This is a genomic window from Streptomyces sp. CC228A (genome assembly GCF_021390935.1).
In the GTDB taxonomy this organism is placed as follows: Bacteria; Actinomycetota; Actinomycetes; order Streptomycetales; family Streptomycetaceae; genus Streptomyces.
This window is the reverse complement of the sequence record NZ_JAJPUI010000001.1, coordinates 1203678-1219364: the sequence shown is the minus strand read 5'-3', so window position 1 is coordinate 1219364 and position 15687 is coordinate 1203678. Positions and strand designations below refer to the sequence as shown.

General features: G+C 73.6%; 11 protein-coding genes. 7 read left to right on the top strand and 4 right to left on the bottom strand.

The genetic code is table 11. From position 1 onward, the window contains the following. Positions 1 to 281 precede the first annotated feature (281 nt). The gene (gene lexA, locus L6E17_RS05325; RefSeq protein ID WP_236239550.1) at positions 282 to 1082 is read right to left on the bottom strand and encodes a transcriptional repressor LexA; all 801 of its coding nucleotides are present in this window, start codon (positions 1080 to 1082) and stop codon (positions 282 to 284) included. A 570-nt stretch (positions 1083 to 1652) separates the two neighbouring features. Between lexA and nrdR the strand changes: the two genes are divergently transcribed. Both nrdR and L6E17_RS05315 read left to right on the top strand, forming a co-directional pair. Then, positions 1653 to 2165 (top strand): transcriptional regulator NrdR, encoded by a 513-nt coding sequence (nrdR, locus tag L6E17_RS05320; RefSeq protein WP_236239549.1) that lies wholly within the window; start codon positions 1653 to 1655, stop codon positions 2163 to 2165. Positions 2166 to 2334: 169 nt separating this feature from the next. Further along, entirely contained in the window at positions 2335 to 5217 is a 2883-nt protein-coding gene (locus L6E17_RS05315) for a vitamin B12-dependent ribonucleotide reductase (protein ID WP_236239548.1), read from the top strand. Between the two features lie 239 nt (positions 5218 to 5456). Here the strand turns inward: L6E17_RS05315 and L6E17_RS05310 are convergent, their stop codons facing one another. After that, positions 5457 to 5987: a TerD family protein gene (locus L6E17_RS05310; RefSeq protein WP_236239547.1), complete on the bottom strand. Its 531-nt coding sequence runs from the start codon at positions 5985 to 5987 to the stop codon at positions 5457 to 5459. Positions 5988 to 6271: 284 nt separating this feature from the next. Here L6E17_RS05310 and L6E17_RS05305 point away from each other — a divergent pair, with 284 nt between their 5' ends. From L6E17_RS05305 to L6E17_RS05290, 4 genes are all read left to right on the top strand, one after another. Beyond that, entirely contained in the window at positions 6272 to 6877 is a 606-nt protein-coding gene (locus tag L6E17_RS05305; RefSeq protein ID WP_236239546.1) for a YdbC family protein, read from the top strand. Between the two features lie 403 nt (positions 6878 to 7280). Then, positions 7281 to 8192: an ADP-ribosylglycohydrolase family protein gene (locus L6E17_RS05300; protein ID WP_236239545.1), complete on the top strand. Its 912-nt coding sequence runs from the start codon at positions 7281 to 7283 to the stop codon at positions 8190 to 8192. A gap of 236 nt (positions 8193 to 8428) precedes the next feature. Then, a complete protein-coding gene (locus L6E17_RS05295; protein WP_236239544.1) occupies positions 8429 to 9139 on the top strand; it encodes a ribonuclease HII in 711 nt (236 codons plus the stop codon). 94 nt (positions 9140 to 9233) lie between these two features. Then, positions 9234 to 9842, top strand: coding sequence for a hypothetical protein (locus L6E17_RS05290; RefSeq protein ID WP_236239543.1), 609 nt, complete (start codon positions 9234 to 9236; stop codon positions 9840 to 9842). A gap of 431 nt (positions 9843 to 10273) precedes the next feature. Here the strand turns inward: L6E17_RS05290 and L6E17_RS05285 are convergent, their stop codons facing one another. Together L6E17_RS05285 and L6E17_RS05280 are read right to left on the bottom strand one after the other, a co-directional pair. Next, positions 10274 to 10903, bottom strand: a complete 630-nt coding sequence (locus L6E17_RS05285) for a hypothetical protein (protein WP_236239542.1) — start codon at positions 10901 to 10903, stop codon at positions 10274 to 10276. A gap of 214 nt (positions 10904 to 11117) precedes the next feature. Next, the gene (locus L6E17_RS05280) at positions 11118 to 13289 is read right to left on the bottom strand and encodes a RecQ family ATP-dependent DNA helicase (RefSeq protein WP_236239541.1); all 2172 of its coding nucleotides are present in this window, start codon (positions 13287 to 13289) and stop codon (positions 11118 to 11120) included. Positions 13290 to 13459: 170 nt separating this feature from the next. Here L6E17_RS05280 and L6E17_RS05275 point away from each other — a divergent pair, with 170 nt between their 5' ends. After that, positions 13460 to 15403 (top strand): DUF4192 family protein, encoded by a 1944-nt coding sequence (locus L6E17_RS05275; RefSeq protein WP_308315827.1) that lies wholly within the window; start codon positions 13460 to 13462, stop codon positions 15401 to 15403. The last annotated feature ends 284 nt before the right edge of the window (positions 15404 to 15687 follow it).

The following is a 15687-nucleotide window of genomic DNA, read 5'->3' as shown; positions in this document are numbered from 1 at the left end:
CCGCGCATGGTGCGGTGTGCGTCGCATGGGCCGCGGGGCTTGTGCGGGCACCGTCAGGTGTACCGCCGGGCGTGGCGCCGCCCGGTGTACCGCGGGGCGTGTGCGCGGCACGTCGGGGCGGCTGCGGGGCATGTGCCCGGCACGTCGGGGGTGGGCCGCGGTGGGAGCCGGTTGTCTCCCGTGCACGCTCGGCGGAGCCGTGCAGGCATAGGGCGGGTGGGCAGAAAGCAGCCCCGGGACCGGCGCAGAGGTCCCGGGGCTGGTCGGAGCCGACGGATGGGTCACACCCGCCGCAGAACCGCCACAACCTTGCCGAGGATGGTGGCCTCGTCGCCAGGGATCGGCTGATAGGCGGCGTTGTGCGGAAGCAGCCACACATGGCCGTCCTCCCGCTTGAAGCGCTTCACCGTGGCCTCGCCGTCGAGCATGGCCGCCACGATGTCGCCGTTCTCCGCGACCGGCTGACGGCGCACCGTCACCCAGTCTCCGTCGCAGATGGCGGCTTCGATCATCGAGTCGCCGACGACCTTGAGGACGAACAGCTCACCGTCGCCGACGAGCTGCCGGGGCAGCGGGAAGACGTCCTCGACGGACTCCTCCGCCAGGATCGGCCCACCGGCGGCGATCCGGCCGACCAGCGGCACGTAGGAGGCGGCGGGCTTGCCGGAGGTGTCCGCGGGCTGTGTGCTCGGCTGGTCGGAACCGCGGACCTCGTACGCACGCGGGCGGTGCGGGTCGCGGCGCAGGAAGCCCTTGCGCTCCAGTGCCATCAGCTGGTGTGCCACGGAGGAGGTGCTGGAGAGGCCGACGGCCTGGCCGATCTCGCGCATCGACGGTGGGTAGCCCCTGCGCTGCACGGAGTCCCTGATCACCTCGATGACCCGGCGCTGCCGGTCGGTGAGCCCCGAGCTGTCGGCTCGGATGCCGGGAGGTCGACCGGGCAGCGCGCGCGCCGGCTTGGGCGGCTCGGGTGTCGCGGTCACCTCGTTCGCCTTTTTCACGTTCATGGCGTGTACCGGGTCGAATCGGCCCTGGGAGCGGTCCTGGGCGGTGATGGTGGCACTGTCTGCTGTGGTGGTCACGTCGGCCCCTCTCGAATGGTCTCCCTGGCTGGCACAACGGTAGTTGCTTTCGAAAGGTTGCGCCAAACACACGTTCGAGTGAAAAAAGCCGGAAACGCTTACGTGTGCGTGAGGAGAGGTGTATGTGCGAGCCTCTCCGCCGGCTCCGTCGCGCCCGCTCGCCGATCGGGCCCGGGGGCGTTTTCGCCCGCCGTCGTCCGGTGAGCGAATTCCGGCCATTACGGTAGCCTCCCTGCCGGGATTCCGGGTCGCCGGGGGCGCGCGGAGTGCCGGCCCGCCGCTCCCGCGCACCCTTTCGCCGGTTGCCCGCCCGTGCGGGAAGCGGCCGCGAGACCGCCGTGCCGTAGGCTCGTGCCGCGCCTCGCGCCGGTTGCTCAGCGCGACACGCGCTACACGGTGAATGAGCGGCCAGACACCACATGTAGTGGTTGCATGGGGCGCGCCGCCCACAAGTTGTGGTGCCCCCGTCGGTCGGGAGCGCGGCGATCGCCTATGCTGGTGGCTGCTTCGGGAGGCCCGCGAGGGGTTGCCGGGCTGTTCAGTCGTGCTTGTGAAGGAGGGTTGGGATCCATGCACTGCCCCTTCTGCAGGCACCCCGACAGCCGCGTCGTCGACAGTCGCACCACCGACGACGGCACGTCCATCAGACGCCGCCGCCAGTGCCCCGACTGCTCCCGCCGGTTCACCACGGTGGAGACCTGCTCGCTCATGGTCGTGAAGCGCAGCGGAGTGACCGAGCCCTTCAGCCGGACCAAGGTCATCAACGGCGTCCGCAAGGCGTGCCAGGGCCGGCCGGTCACCGAGGACGCCCTCGCCCAGCTCGGTCAGCGGGTCGAGGAGGCCGTGCGTGCCACCGGCAGCGCGGAGCTCACCACTCACGACGTGGGGCTGGCCATACTCGGCCCGCTTCGGGAGCTCGACCTGGTCGCCTACCTGCGGTTCGCGTCCGTCTACCGGGCGTTCGACACGCTTGACGACTTCGAGGCCGCCATCGCGGAGCTGCGCGAGCGGGGGCCCGCGCCGGGGGAGCGCGGCGCGGGCGGGGCCCAGGAGGTCCCGGCGCCCGCGGGCGCCGCCGACTGACCGGCTGACCGGCCGCCCCGCTGCGGGACCGGCCGACGACAGGCCGCGTCGCGGCGGCCACAAGACCTGTGATGGGCGCCTGGTCAGGCGCTCATCACAACAGACAGAGACCGTGCCTTGGGAAGATCTGGGCACATCAGGGTGTTTTTGCCCATATATGGGAGGCGGCATGACAGAGACGGCGAGCGGCCCGGCGCGAGGCTCACGCTCCAAGGGGACGAAGGCGAGCAAGGGCATGCGTATCGAGCGCGTCCACACGACCCCCGGCGTGCACCCGTACGACGAGGTCGTCTGGGAGCGCCGTGACGTCGTCATGACCAACTGGCGCGACGGCTCGGTGAACTTCGAGCAGCGTGGCGTCGAGTTCCCCGACTTCTGGTCGGTGAACGCGGTCAACATCGTCACCAGCAAGTACTTCCGGGGCGCCGTCGGCACGCCCCAGCGCGAGACGGGCCTCAAGCAGCTCATCGACCGCATCGTCAAGACGTACCGCAAGGCCGGCGAGGACCACGGCTACTTCGCGTCCCCCGCCGACGCCGAGATCTTCGAGCACGAGCTCGCCTACGCCCTCCTGCACCAGATCTTCAGCTTCAACTCGCCGGTGTGGTTCAACGTCGGCACGCCGCAGCCCCAGCAGGTCTCCGCCTGCTTCATCCTGTCCGTCGACGACTCCATGGAATCGATCCTCGACTGGTACAAGGAAGAGGGCATGATCTTCAAGGGCGGCTCCGGTGCCGGCCTGAACCTCTCCCGCATCCGCTCCTCCAAGGAGCTGCTGTCCTCCGGCGGCAACGCCTCCGGCCCGGTCTCCTTCATGCGCGGCGCCGACGCCTCCGCAGGAACGATCAAGTCCGGCGGTGCCACCCGCCGCGCCGCCAAGATGGTCATCCTGGACGTCGACCACCCGGACGTCGAGGACTTCATCGAGACCAAGGTCAAGGAAGAGGAGAAGATCCGCGCGCTGCGCGACGCGGGCTTCGACATGGACCTGGGCGGCGACGACATCACGTCCGTCCAGTACCAGAACGCCAACAACTCGGTCCGGGTGAACGACGAGTTCATGAAGGCCGTGGAGACCGGCGGCCGGTTCGGCCTGCGCGCCCGCATGACCGGCGAGGTCATCGAGGAGATCGACGCCAAGTCGCTCTTCCGCAAGATGGCCGAGGCCGCCTGGGCCTGCGCCGACCCCGGCATCCAGTACGACGACACCATCAACCACTGGCACACCTGCCCCGAGTCCGGCCGCATCAACGGTTCGAACCCGTGCAGCGAGTACATGCACCTGGACAACACCTCGTGCAACCTGGCCTCGCTGAACCTGATGAAGTTCCTCAAGGACGACAGTAAGGGCAACCAGTCCTTCGACGCCGAGCGCTTCCAGAAGGTCGTCGAGCTGGTCATCACGGCGATGGACATCTCCATCTGCTTCGCGGACTTCCCGACCCAGAAGATCGGCGAGAACACCCGCGCCTTCCGCCAGCTCGGCATCGGCTACGCCAACCTCGGCGCCCTGCTGATGGCGACGGGCCACGCGTACGACTCCGACGGCGGCCGCGCCCTGGCCGGTGCCATCACCTCCCTGATGACCGGCACCGCCTACCGGCGCTCCGCCGAGCTGGCCGCCGTCGTCGGCCCGTACGACGGCTACGCTCGCAACGCCGAGGCGCACCAGCGCGTCATGAAGCAGCACGCCGACGCCAACGGCACCGCCCTCCGCATGGACGACCTGGACACCCCGGTCTGGGCCGCCGCCACCGAGGCGTGGCAGGACGTGCTGCGCCTCGGCGAGAAGAACGGCTTCCGCAACTCGCAGGCGTCCGTGCTCGCCCCCACCGGCACCATCGGCCTCGCCATGTCCTGCGACACCACCGGTGTCGAGCCGGACCTGGCGCTGGTCAAGTTCAAGAAGCTGGTCGGCGGCGGCTCGATGCAGATCGTCAACGGCACCGTCCCGCAGGCCCTGCGCCGCCTGGGCTACCAGGAGGAGCAGATCGAGGCGATCGTCGCCCACATCGCCGAGCACGGCAACGTGATCGACGCCCCCGGCCTGAAGCAGGAGCACTACGAGGTCTTCGACTGCGCCATGGGCGAGCGGGCCATCTCCCCGATGGGCCACGTCCGCATGATGGCGGCCATCCAGCCGTGGATCTCCGGCGCCATCTCCAAGACGGTCAACATGCCGGAGTCGGCGACCGTCGAAGAGGTCGAGGAGATCTACTTCGAGGCGTGGAAGCTGGGCATCAAGGCCCTGGCGATCTACCGCGACAACTGCAAGGTCGGCCAGCCCCTCTCCGCCAAGAAGAAGGAGGAGGAGAAGCAGGCCGAGCCCGAGGCGGCGGTGGTGCCCGCCAAGGTCGAGAAGGTCGTCGAGTACCGCCCGGTCCGCAAGCGCCTGCCCAAGGGCCGTCCCGGCATCACCACCTCCTTCACGGTGGGCGGCGCCGAGGGCTACATGACCGCCAACTCCTACCCGGACGACGGCCTCGGCGAGGTCTTCCTCAAGATGTCCAAGCAGGGCTCCACCCTCGCGGGCATGATGGACGCCTTCTCCATCGCGGTCTCCGTCGGCCTCCAGTACGGCGTGCCCCTGGAGACGTACGTCTCGAAGTTCACCAACATGCGGTTCGAGCCGGCCGGTATGACCGACGACCCGGACGTGCGGATGGCCCAGTCGATCGTCGACTACATCTTCCGCCGCCTGGCGCTGGACTTCCTGCCCTTCGAGACCCGCTCGGCGCTCGGCATCCACTCCGCCGAGGAGCGCCAGCGCCACCTGGAGACCGGTTCGTACGAGCCCGTCGACGAGGACGTCGACGTGGAGGGCCTCGCCCAGTCCGCCCCGCGGGCCACAGAGGTCCCGAAGCCGGCCGCCCCGGCGGCGAAGGCCGAGGCCCCGGCCCCGCAGCAGGCGCACACCTCCGCGGAGCTCGTCGAGATGCAGCTCGGCATCCAGGCCGACGCCCCGCTGTGCTTCTCCTGCGGCACGAAGATGCAGCGCGCCGGCTCCTGCTACATCTGCGAGGGCTGCGGCTCCACCAGCGGCTGCAGCTGACACCGGGCGCGGGACGCGTCGCCCGTAGTGGCTGACGCGCTCCCGGACCGCCGCTGACGAAGGGGACCGGCCGACCGCCGGTCCCCTTCGTCATGCCGTCGCGGGTGTCCCGGGCACCGGAACGCCCCCGGCGGGCCCTGAGGCGCCGCTGGTACGGGCCGTCCCGTACGGCCCCGCCACGGTGCTCGCGGCACGCAGGCTCAGCTTGTCGTCCGACGCCGGACGTTTGAACGACAAGGTCAGGGCACGCGGGCGCCCATGTCGCGGACGAAGGACTGCGGGTCGCCGTCGAAGCCGCGCACGAGGGGGCGCATCCGCCAGGGGCCGCCGCCCTCGCGCGTGAACTCCACGACGGTCGCCGCCGTGGCGTCCCGCAGGCCGCTGAAGTCGACCGCCATCAGCTCCTCGTAGCCCTCCCTCATCACCAGCCGCGTGCGCGCCACCTGCCCGAAGACGACCGGGCCGCCGCTCTGCTGGACGGCGACCCCCACCATCACGCGCCCGTAGGCGTCGGACAGCCGGTCAAGCTCCAGGACCATCGACTCGTCGACGCCCAGGCCCTGCCCCGTCCGGCTGTCCCGGCTCAGCGTGATCGTGCCGTCCGGTGAGCGGCTGTCGAAGTGCACCAGGTAGGCGGGCTCCCCGTACGGGTCCTCCGCCCGGTACACCGCGGCGATGATGTCCAGGTCGTGCACGGGCCCGCCGCCCGTGTTCGGGTCCCACTTGAGGTCCACCTCGGCCTTGGCGATCCCCTTGTTGAGGTTGCTCATCGGCTCCCCCTCTCTGCTGCCGGTCCGTGCGGCACGGCCAACTGCCGCCCGCACTTGTCTCCTTGCCCATGGTGTCACGGAGCGTCAGTGCGGCACGCCGTGCGGTGGCCGCCGCCCGGCCACCCCTGATCGGCGCCATCGGGCACGCGGGCGCCCCTCGTTCCCGGATCCGGTTCGACGACTGCCGCCACGCTCGCCACACCGCTCGCGGTACGCCTCCGCGCGCGGGGGCGGGGTCCGCCATGGCCGGGACCCGGCGGCTCCGCGCGCCGTACGATGGCGCGGTGCTGGTCAAGTGGATGCGCTGCACCGTCGTGGACCGCCGGGGGTTCGAGAGGGGGCAGCGGAAATGGGCGGGGTTGCCGGGGGAGCCGGGGTTCCGCGGGCAGGGCGGCGGATGGAGCCGGCTGCGCCCCGGTGTGGCGCACGTGTTCTCCTTCTGGGAGAGCCGGGCCTTCTACGACTCCTTCATGGCCCGCTCCCACGACCGGCTGGCCGCCGCGCAGACCGGCACGTACACGGACATGCAGGTGCGGTTGTTCGACCACCGCTTCGACGTGAAGACGGGCTTCGAACCGCGGTTCACCGACGCTGACGTCGTGCGCGTCGCACACAGCCGGATCCGGGAGGACCGGGTCGAGCACTACGCCCTCATGCAGGAGAAGGTGTGGAACCCGGCCATGGCCGGATCACCCGGCATGCTGCGCGGCCTCTTCGGCGAAGCTCCCGGGAACGAGTTCGTCGTCCTCTCCATGTGGCGCTCCGCCGCCGAGCACGGCAAGTACCGCACCGAGCGGGTGGAACGGCTCGCGCTGCGCGCCCAGCTCGCCGTCGACGTGGTGGCACTGGCGGGGGACGTCGTGGACCTCGACGCGGCCTGGACCGTCTGAGGGCCGCCGGCACGGAGAGCTGCCGGAGCGGTGAGTCGCCGGAGCGGTGAGTCGCTGCGGCGGAGAGTCGCTGCGGCGGAGAGTCACTGGGACGGAGAGCTGTCGTGGAACCGGAAGCTCCGGATCCGAAGGGGCGGGCCGGATCCGAGGGAACGGGGCGCAGGCAGCGGGACGGCAGGAGCCGGGGCGGCAGGCCGCCGGGACGGGAACGCGGCCCGCACGGCAGCAGCGAGGTCCAGTCCGCAGGGGCAGGGGCAGGGGCAGGGGCAGGGGCAGGAGCAGAGGGGCAGGGGTCCCGGGTGCGGTTCGTGCGGGCTCCGCCCGACGGTGGTCGCTCCGGCGGCGCCGGTGTGCACGGCGTCACCCTGGCCGGTGCCCTCCCACCGGATAGAGTGGCCGGGCGATGACCGCTGACTCCGCTTCCGCCCAGCGCTTCCGGCGCGCCCTGGCCAGCCTGCGGGGGCTGGCCGTGGGCGACGCTCTGGGCTCCCAGTTCTTCGTGCCCGCCCACTACCCCCTGCTGAAGCGCCGCGAGCTGCCCCCCGGCACCTGGCAGTGGACCGACGACACGGAGATGGCCTGCTCCGTCGTCGCCGTCCTCGCCGCACACGGCCGCATCGACCAGGACTCCCTCGCCCGCTCCTTCGCCGAGCACCACGATGTCGACCGCGGCTACGGGTCCGCCGTCGACAGGATGCTGCGGCTGATCCGCGAGGGCGGCGACTGGCGGGAGATCGCCGCCGGTCTGTTCCAGGGACAGGGCTCCTGGGGCAACGGCGCCGCCATGCGTATCGCGCCGCTCGGCGCCTGGTACGCCGACGATCCCGAGCAGGCCACCCACCAGGCGGAGATCTCCTCGTACACCACGCACCAGCACCGTGAGGCCGTCGTCGGCTGCATGGCGGTGGCGGCCGCGGCGGCTCTGGCCGCCGCCCCCGGCGGCCCGCCCAAGGCCACGGACTTCCTGGACGCGGTGATCGCCCTCGTACCGCGCAGCGCCGTCGGTGCCGGGCTGCGGCGCGCACGGGACATGCTGGACTACGGCGACCCGCAGACCGTCGCCGCCGTCCTCGGGTGCGGGAGGCGCACCAGTGCGCACGACACCGTGCCGTTCGCCCTGTGGTCGGCTGCCCGGGCCCTGGGCGACTACGAGCAGGGCTTCTGGACCACGGCGCAGGTGGGCGGGGACATGGACACGACCTGCGCCATCGTCGGCGGGGTCGTCGCGTCCGCTCCGGCCGGGGCGCCGCCGGAGGCCTGGCGGGACCGGACCGAGGCGCTGCCGGGCTGGCTCCCGGCCGGGCCGGCGTACTGACCCCGGCGCCCCGGTCCGTCCGTGGCGCGACGGGCCTACGATGGTGGCGTGCGGCGGTGGTGAAGGCCGTCCCGCCGCCGTCGCCCCGCTTTCCGTGCGGCGGCCGGTCCGCAGCGGTACCGGCCACGCGGCACGGCACCGGAGCGGTACCGGCCACGCGGCACGGCACCGGTACGGCGCGGAAACGCCATCCGGGTGTTGCGGCCGGGGACGGGCGGCGTAACCTGTCAGTCGCCATGCCGTACGAACCCCCCACCCACACCGTCGAGCGCTCGATCCGGGCGACCACCGGCGCCAAAGTCATCGCCGGAGTCGACGAAGTCGGACGCGGGGCGTGGGCGGGACCCGTCACGGTGTGCGCGGCCGTCACCGGACTGCGCCGACCGCCGACCGGACTCACCGACTCCAAGCTCCTCACCGCCAAGCGGCGCGGCGAACTGGCCGCGGAGCTCGAACAGTGGGTCACCGCCCACGCCCTGGGTTCGGCGTCCCCCGAGGAGATCGACGAACTCGGGATGACGGCGGCGCTGCGGCTCGCGGCCGTCCGTGCGCTCGACGCCCTGCCGGTGCGGCCGGACGCGGTGATCCTCGACGGCAAGCACGACTACCTCGGCGGCCCCTGGCGGGTGCGCACGGTGGTCAAGGGCGACCAGTCCTGCGTCGCGGTGGCCGCTGCCTCCGTGATCGCGAAGGTGCGGCGGGACGCCTACATGGCCGCGCTGGAGGAGCAGTCCTCCGTGTACGTGCCCTTCGGGTTCGGCGCCAACGCGGGCTACCCGTCGCCCACGCACAAGGCCGCGCTGGCGGAGCAGGGTCCCACCCCGCTCCACCGGCTGTCCTGGGCCTACCTGGACGCGCTGCCGCAGTGGCGGCACCTCAAGAAGGTCCGCGTCTCCGCTGACGCGGCCGCTCTGGAGAGCGGGGGCCAGCTCGGCTTCGAGTTCTGACCGCTGACTCTCCGCCAGGTCCCGGTCGGCGGGCCGCGACCGGGCGCACGACCCGCCGGTGCCTTCCGCAGCGGCGTTTGATACATATGCATTTATGCCTCTCATCCCCGAGGAGCCTCAGATTCACGAGAGTGCCCAGGGTCCCCGCGCCACGCCGGCCGCCGGCCGCCCCGCGCCGACCCCACGTCCCGTACCCGGACCCCGTCCCGTACCCGGACCGCGTTCCGCGGCCTCGCCCCGGCCGGGCAGCCCGGCTCCCGGGCCCGCGAGGCCGAAGCCGGCGACGGAGAATCGTTCCGGTACCCAACCGTCCCGACCCCAGATCCAGTTGGTTCCCGCCCCGGTGGACGGCGCCGTGGACGCCGCGGAGGAGGCGGTCGACCTCCTGCTGGAGAGCGGCCGTGCACCCGGCGACATCCTGGTCCTCACGACGGGCGAGCAGCACCCATGGGCCGCGCACGAGCTGTCCTTCGGCGAAGCGTCGTACTGGGCGCAGCACGACGCCCGCGAGGACGTCTTCTTCGCGGACGCCTCCGCCGTGGAGCGCGCCTCGAACCGGCCCGTGGTCGTCGTCGCGGTCAACGGCGGCGACGAGACCGCCGCGGCCCGCGCCCTGCCGGCGGCCCTCAACCGCGCCGGCACGCTGCTGATCGTGTGCGGCGACCCCCAGCGCATCAACGCCGTGCTGGCCGCTGGCGTCTGACGGCACCTCGCCCGCAGGCGCGGCGGGCGGCGGCGGTACGCCGTGCCGTGCGGCCCGCAGGGCGTGCCGAGCCCGTGCCGGGGTGGTGCGGGGCGCGTGCGCTGCGGTCGGTTCGTGCGGCGTGCGCCGCCGCGGCCGGGCGGCCGGCGTGCGGTGGTTCACGCCGTGCCGGCAGCTGAGCGGTTCGGCCGGGGCGACGGCGGGCTTGCCCGCACCGCACCATGCCTGTGGTGCGGGCGGCTGCACGCCGGTTGCCGCGCGCCTTCCTTGCCAGGGGGCCGCCATGCCGCACGGCGCATGCCGATGGGCGCATGCCGAGCACGCGGCTTGGCTGCGGCTGCGCCGGCGTGACGGTGACTGCGCCACGGTGCGGACGCCGTGGGTAAGGCGTCCGCGCCTACGCCGGGTGCCGCCGCGGCCGCGGTCGTGCCTCAGCGCGCGGCAGTGCGCCGCAGGGGCCCGGTGGCGCCGCCCGCACTGCGCAGCGCCTCCTGGTCCCCTCCCGCAAGGGCGTCGGCCAGGTCGCCGGCGGGCGAGGCGGAGTGCGGGTGCCGCCCCCCGCGCCCGTCACCCAGCACCTGCCAGCCGCCCTGCGTCAGCGTGATGTACGCACCGCAGCGCAGGCCGTGCAGGGTACAGGCGTCCCGCAGCCCCCACAGCCACGCGCCGTCCTCAGCCGTCCACCGCTCGTCGCCCTCCCGGCAGCGGAGCAGCAGGGCGGTACGGACGGGGACGCGCCGCCGCAGGTCATGGGGGACGACCCGGCGAAGGTGGGCGAGCAGTGCGTTGCGGAACTCCCACCCGTCGGCTGCGGCGGGCAGGGGCCTGAACGAGGCACTGGCCGCCAGCCGTTCCTCGTGGTCGAGCACGGCGACGACGACGGTTCCCGGCGTCGGTCGATGCCGGGCGTGCAATCCGGTGACCACCTCACGGGGATTGCGCAGCAAGGGAATTTCGGCGGCCGCCCACTCGTCCGGTTCAAGAATGCGCGCGAGCCGGTTGGCGGAGGCGGTCGGCGTGGTCAACGAAGCGGCTGCGGACGGAGCGAATCCGAAGGTCACGGTCCTCCCTTCGCATACGCGCCCACAGAGCGGGCAGGGACGGGTGGGGGCGCGCCGCCACACGGCCCTGTCGGACCGCGAATGGCCGTGTAGGGGGCTCAATCCAATTCTTGCGGGCGCCACGGGCGGGCGGCAACGAGCAATTGGGGCCCCTGACGGGAATGGGATGGTATGGGACCCAATTCCGACGTGGTGAATTTCGTTACCGCCGGTCTCAGCCCGTGACCGCGAGGACCAGGGGAAACACACCGCGCGCGCCTTCCCGGCGCAGCAGCCGCGCAGCCACCGCCAGTGTCCAGCCGCTGTCCGCGAAGTCGTCGACCAGCAGCACCGGACCACCGGCCGCCACCAGGCGCTCGGCGAGCGCGGGCGGCACGGTCAGGGCCCGGTGCAGACCGCACAGCCGCTGCGCGCTGTTCGTCCGCGAGACACGCGTACCGGCCTCCTCCGGTACGTAGGCGAGAGAACCCAGCAGCGGCATCCGGCCCACGTCGGCGATCCGCGCGCCGAGCGACCCCACCAACTCGGGGCGGCCGCGCGACGGCACGGTCACGACCCCGGCGGGCCGGGGCGGCGCGTCCGGTGCGCCCGATGCCCAACCGCCCGGCCCCTTCGCCCAGTCGGCCAGCACCTGCACCACCGCGTCCAGCACGTCGTCCGGCACCGGTCCGTCCGCCGCCTGCTCCGCCAGCAGCGGCCGCAGCCGGTTGCCCCAGCCGATGTCCGAAAGCCGCCCCAGCGCCCGCCCGGCGAACGCCTGCTCCCCGGCGGGGATGCGGCCCTTGAGGTCCACACCGACCGCCGCGAGCCCGGTAGGCCACATCCGCCGCGGCTCCACCTCCACACCCGGCCTGCGCAGCTCACCGCGCGCCAGGTCCAGGGCGGCCGCCGACACCTTCGGGTCGAAGCGGGGCCCCGCGCAGTTGTCGCAGCGGCCGCACGGGGCCGCCTCCGCGTCGTCCAACTGCCGCCGCAGGAACTCCATGCGGCACCCCGCCGCCGCGACGTAGTCCCGCATCGCCTGCTGTTCGGCGGCGCGCTGCCGCGCCACCCGCTCGTACCGCTCCGCGTCGTACGACCACGGGCGTCCGGTGCTGGTCCAGCCGCCCTTGACCCGGCGCACCGCACCGTCCACGTCGAGGACCTTGAGCATGGTCTCCAGTCGGGTGCGCCGAAGCTCGACCAGGGGCTCCAGGGCCGGCAGCGACAGGGGCCGGCCGGCGCCCGCCAGCACGTCCAGGGTGCGCCGCACCTGCTCCTCGGGAGGGAAGGCGACAGACGCGAAGTACTGCCAGATGGCCTCGTCCTCCGGGCCCGGCAGCAGCAGCACCTCGGCGTGCTCCACCCCTCGCCCGGCCCGGCCCACCTGCTGGTAGTACGCGATGGGGGAAGAGGGGGAACCGACGTGCACGACGAACCCCAGGTCCGGCTTGTCGAACCCCATGCCCAGCGCCGAGGTGGCGACCAGCGCCTTGACGCGGTTCGCCAGCAGGTCCTCCTCGGCCTGGCGCCGGTCCGCGTCCTCCGTCCGGCCCGTGTACGACGCGACCGTGTGCCCGCACTGGCGCAGGTAGGCGGCGACTTCCTCGGCCGCCGCGACCGTCAGGGTGTAGATGATCCCGGATCCCGGCAGCTCACCGAGGTGGTCGGCGAGCCAGGCCAGGCGGTGCGCCGCGTCGGGCAGCCGGATCACGCCCAGGCTGAGGCTTTCCCGGTCGAGGGGGCCGCGCAGCACCAGTGTGTCGGTGCCCGCGCCCGTGCCGAGCTGCTCGGCGACGTCCGCCGTCACGCGCGCGTTGGCCGTCGCCGTGGTCGCGAGGACCGGCACACCGGCGGGAAGCTCCGCCAGCATGCTGCGCAGCCGGCGGTAGTCGGGCCGGAAGTCGTGGCCCCAGTCGGAGATGCAGTGCGCCTCGTCCACCACCAGCAGCCCGGCCGCCGCGGCGAGCCGGGGCAGCACCTCCTCCCGGAAGCCCAGCGAGTTGAGCCGCTCCGGTGACACCAGCAGGACGTCGACCCGGCCGCCTGCGATCTCCTCCTGGATCTCCTCCCACTCCTCCGGGTTCGACGAGTTGATCGTCCGTGCGTGGATCCCGGCCCTGACAGCCGACTCCACCTGGTTGCGCATGAGCGCGAGCAGCGGCGAGACGATGACGGTCGGGCCCGCGCCCGCCGCCCGCAGCAGCGCCGTGGCGACGAAGTACACCGCCGACTTGCCCCAACCGGTGCGCTGCACCACCAGGGCCCGTCTGCCGTGCGCGACCAGCGCCTCGATCGCCCGCCACTGGTCCTCGCGCAGCCTGGCCGCGCCGGTGGCGTCACCGACCAGGCGGGCGAGCACGGCATCGGCGGTCGCGCGGAGATCTCCCTGCTGCGTGTGGTCCATGCCTCACATGGAACAGCACGGGACTGACAACGGGCGAACGGACCGGTCGCAGGGCCGCGGGCCACCCCCCGTCCGTCCGCTGTCAAGCCCTGTGGACAGCGGACACACCGCGGCCGCAGGGGTTTTCCACAGGGGTCGACGGCCGGTCGGGGACGCGGGACCGTCATGCCATGAACGAGCGACACGACGACATCACGGGTCCCGACGACACCGCCCCGGCGGACGGAGAAGGGACGGCTGACGACTGCGGCACGGTGGAGGCGACGGGTATGCGGGGCGGGACGGGACAGGGCGCGGCGAGCACTCCGGGCAGGCCGGCCGGCGACCGCGGCACGGCAGCGGTGACGGACGTGCCGGGCGGGGCGGGTGACGGCCGCGGCGCCGCGGGCCCGGTGAGCCCGCCGGACCGAGCCGGGCAGGAAGCGGAGGGGCCCGACCGCAGCCTGTTCGCACAGGGGCCGCAACTCACCCTGCGGGGCCCCGCGGAGCTGGCCGACGCTCTGCCGTACATGTTCGGATTCCACCCCACCGACAGCGTGGTGCTGCTGGCCCTGCACGGTGAGCGCGGCAGGTTCGGCGGGCGGCTCAGGCTGGGCATCCCCCGCTCCTCACGCGAGTGGGCGCCCGTCGCGGAGCAGCTCGCCGAGTGCCTGGTGGACGGCAGTGAGCGCAGGGGCGCGAAGCCCGACGGCATCGTGGTCTTCCTCTGCCAGGACCCCGGTGAAGGGGAGACCGGCCGGCGCGTCATGGAGCGGCTGCGGCCCCTGGCCCAGAAGCTCCGCACCGCCTGCGGCGCCCTCGACGTGCCGGTGTACGAGGCGCTGTGCATCTCCGGCGGCCGGTTCTGGTCCTACTGCTGCCCCGACAGCGACTGCTGCCCGTCGGGCGGGAGGGCGCTGGCCGCCCCCGGCACGTCGGTGATGGCGGCGGCAGCCGCGTACGCGGGGATCCACCTCCGGGGCTCGCTGCGCGACATGGAGTCGCGTCTGCGGCCCTGGAGCACCGGGGCCGTGGCGGAGCAGCTCCGGGCGCTCGACGCGGCGAGTGCGGCGCTCCTGCACCGGATGGTGGGCGCCGAGGGCTGCGAGCGGGTGCGCGAGGAGACGATCCGGAGGGCGGGACGGCTCATCCGGCGTCTCGCGGAGCTGCCCGAGGCCCCGGTCCCGGCGGACGCCGACTCCGCGGACGACCGGCTCCTCACGCACGAGGAGGCGGCAGCACTGATCGTCGGGCTCCAGGACCGCCTGACCAGGGACCGGGCCGCCGAATGGATGGAAGGTGCGGACGCCGCGCCCGCACTGCGGCTGTGGCGGGCGCTGGCCCGGCGCTGCGTCGGTGCCTACAGCGAGCATGCCGCGGCCCCCCTCTCGCTGGCCGGCTGGGTGGCGTGGTCCACGGGCGACGAGCCCACCGCGCGCGTGGCGCTCGGGCTGGCCCTGGAGGCGGACCCGGAGTACGTCTTCGCCAGGCTCCTGCACCAGGCGTGCAACGAGCAGGTGGACCCGGAGTCGCTGCGACAGTGCCTTCGGGGCGAGCGCGCCGCCAGGGACGCGGCTGGCACCCCGCCCGGTGCCGCGCGGCCCGGCGGGCGCCTGCCCGGCGCGGCCGCACGGCGCAGGGCGCGCGCCCGCACGTCCCGGGTCGCCCGCATGGCGCGGGCTGCCTCGGCCGGAGGCTCCGGCGCTCCCGGGCCCACCGGCAGCGCGCGGCCGGGGCCGGGCCCGTCCCGGGCGGAGCCGCGACGCACCGCCCCGCCGCACGCCGTCGCCACCCCGGCAGCCGCCCGGCCCTCCGGTCCCGCGGGCGCGTGCCCGGCAGACAGCACCGGCCGGGCCGCGACGAGCCCGCCCCGGGCCTCCGGGCGGCCGGACACCGGCACGGCGAGCGCGGCAGGGACCGCACCCTCGACCCCGCCCTCGACCGGCACCGGAGCCCCGGTCGGGGCCGTGGCCGGAGCCGGAGCCGCGGCTGAAGCCGAGGTGCGGAGCGGTCCCTGCGGCGCTGCTCCGGGTGGCCCCGGGAAGAGCCCGCGGCCCCAGGCGCGGAAGGGAAGCGGTGCGGGCGGCCGGGGCGACGCGGCACCGGGAGACCCGGGTCGGGGGGCGCGGGCGTGACCAGGGCGCGCCGTGAGGCGTTCACGTCTGTGGCGGAGTCGACCGACCCGTGCCGCCGTACCTCCAGCGGCTGTCCGGAGCGCACAGAAGGCTCAGCAGACGACTCATGGACCGCACTGTCCGCGCACCCTCCACCCGTCCCGCCGGCGCGTCCGCGGGCCGTCCCCCCAGTGCCCCGGCCGTGCCGCCCGGCGTTCCCGCCGGCCCCGGCCCCGGCCCCGGCCCCGGCGTGGTCGCGGCCCGCCCGCCAAGTGGATGGCAGACCGCCCCCGGCCGGGTGCCGC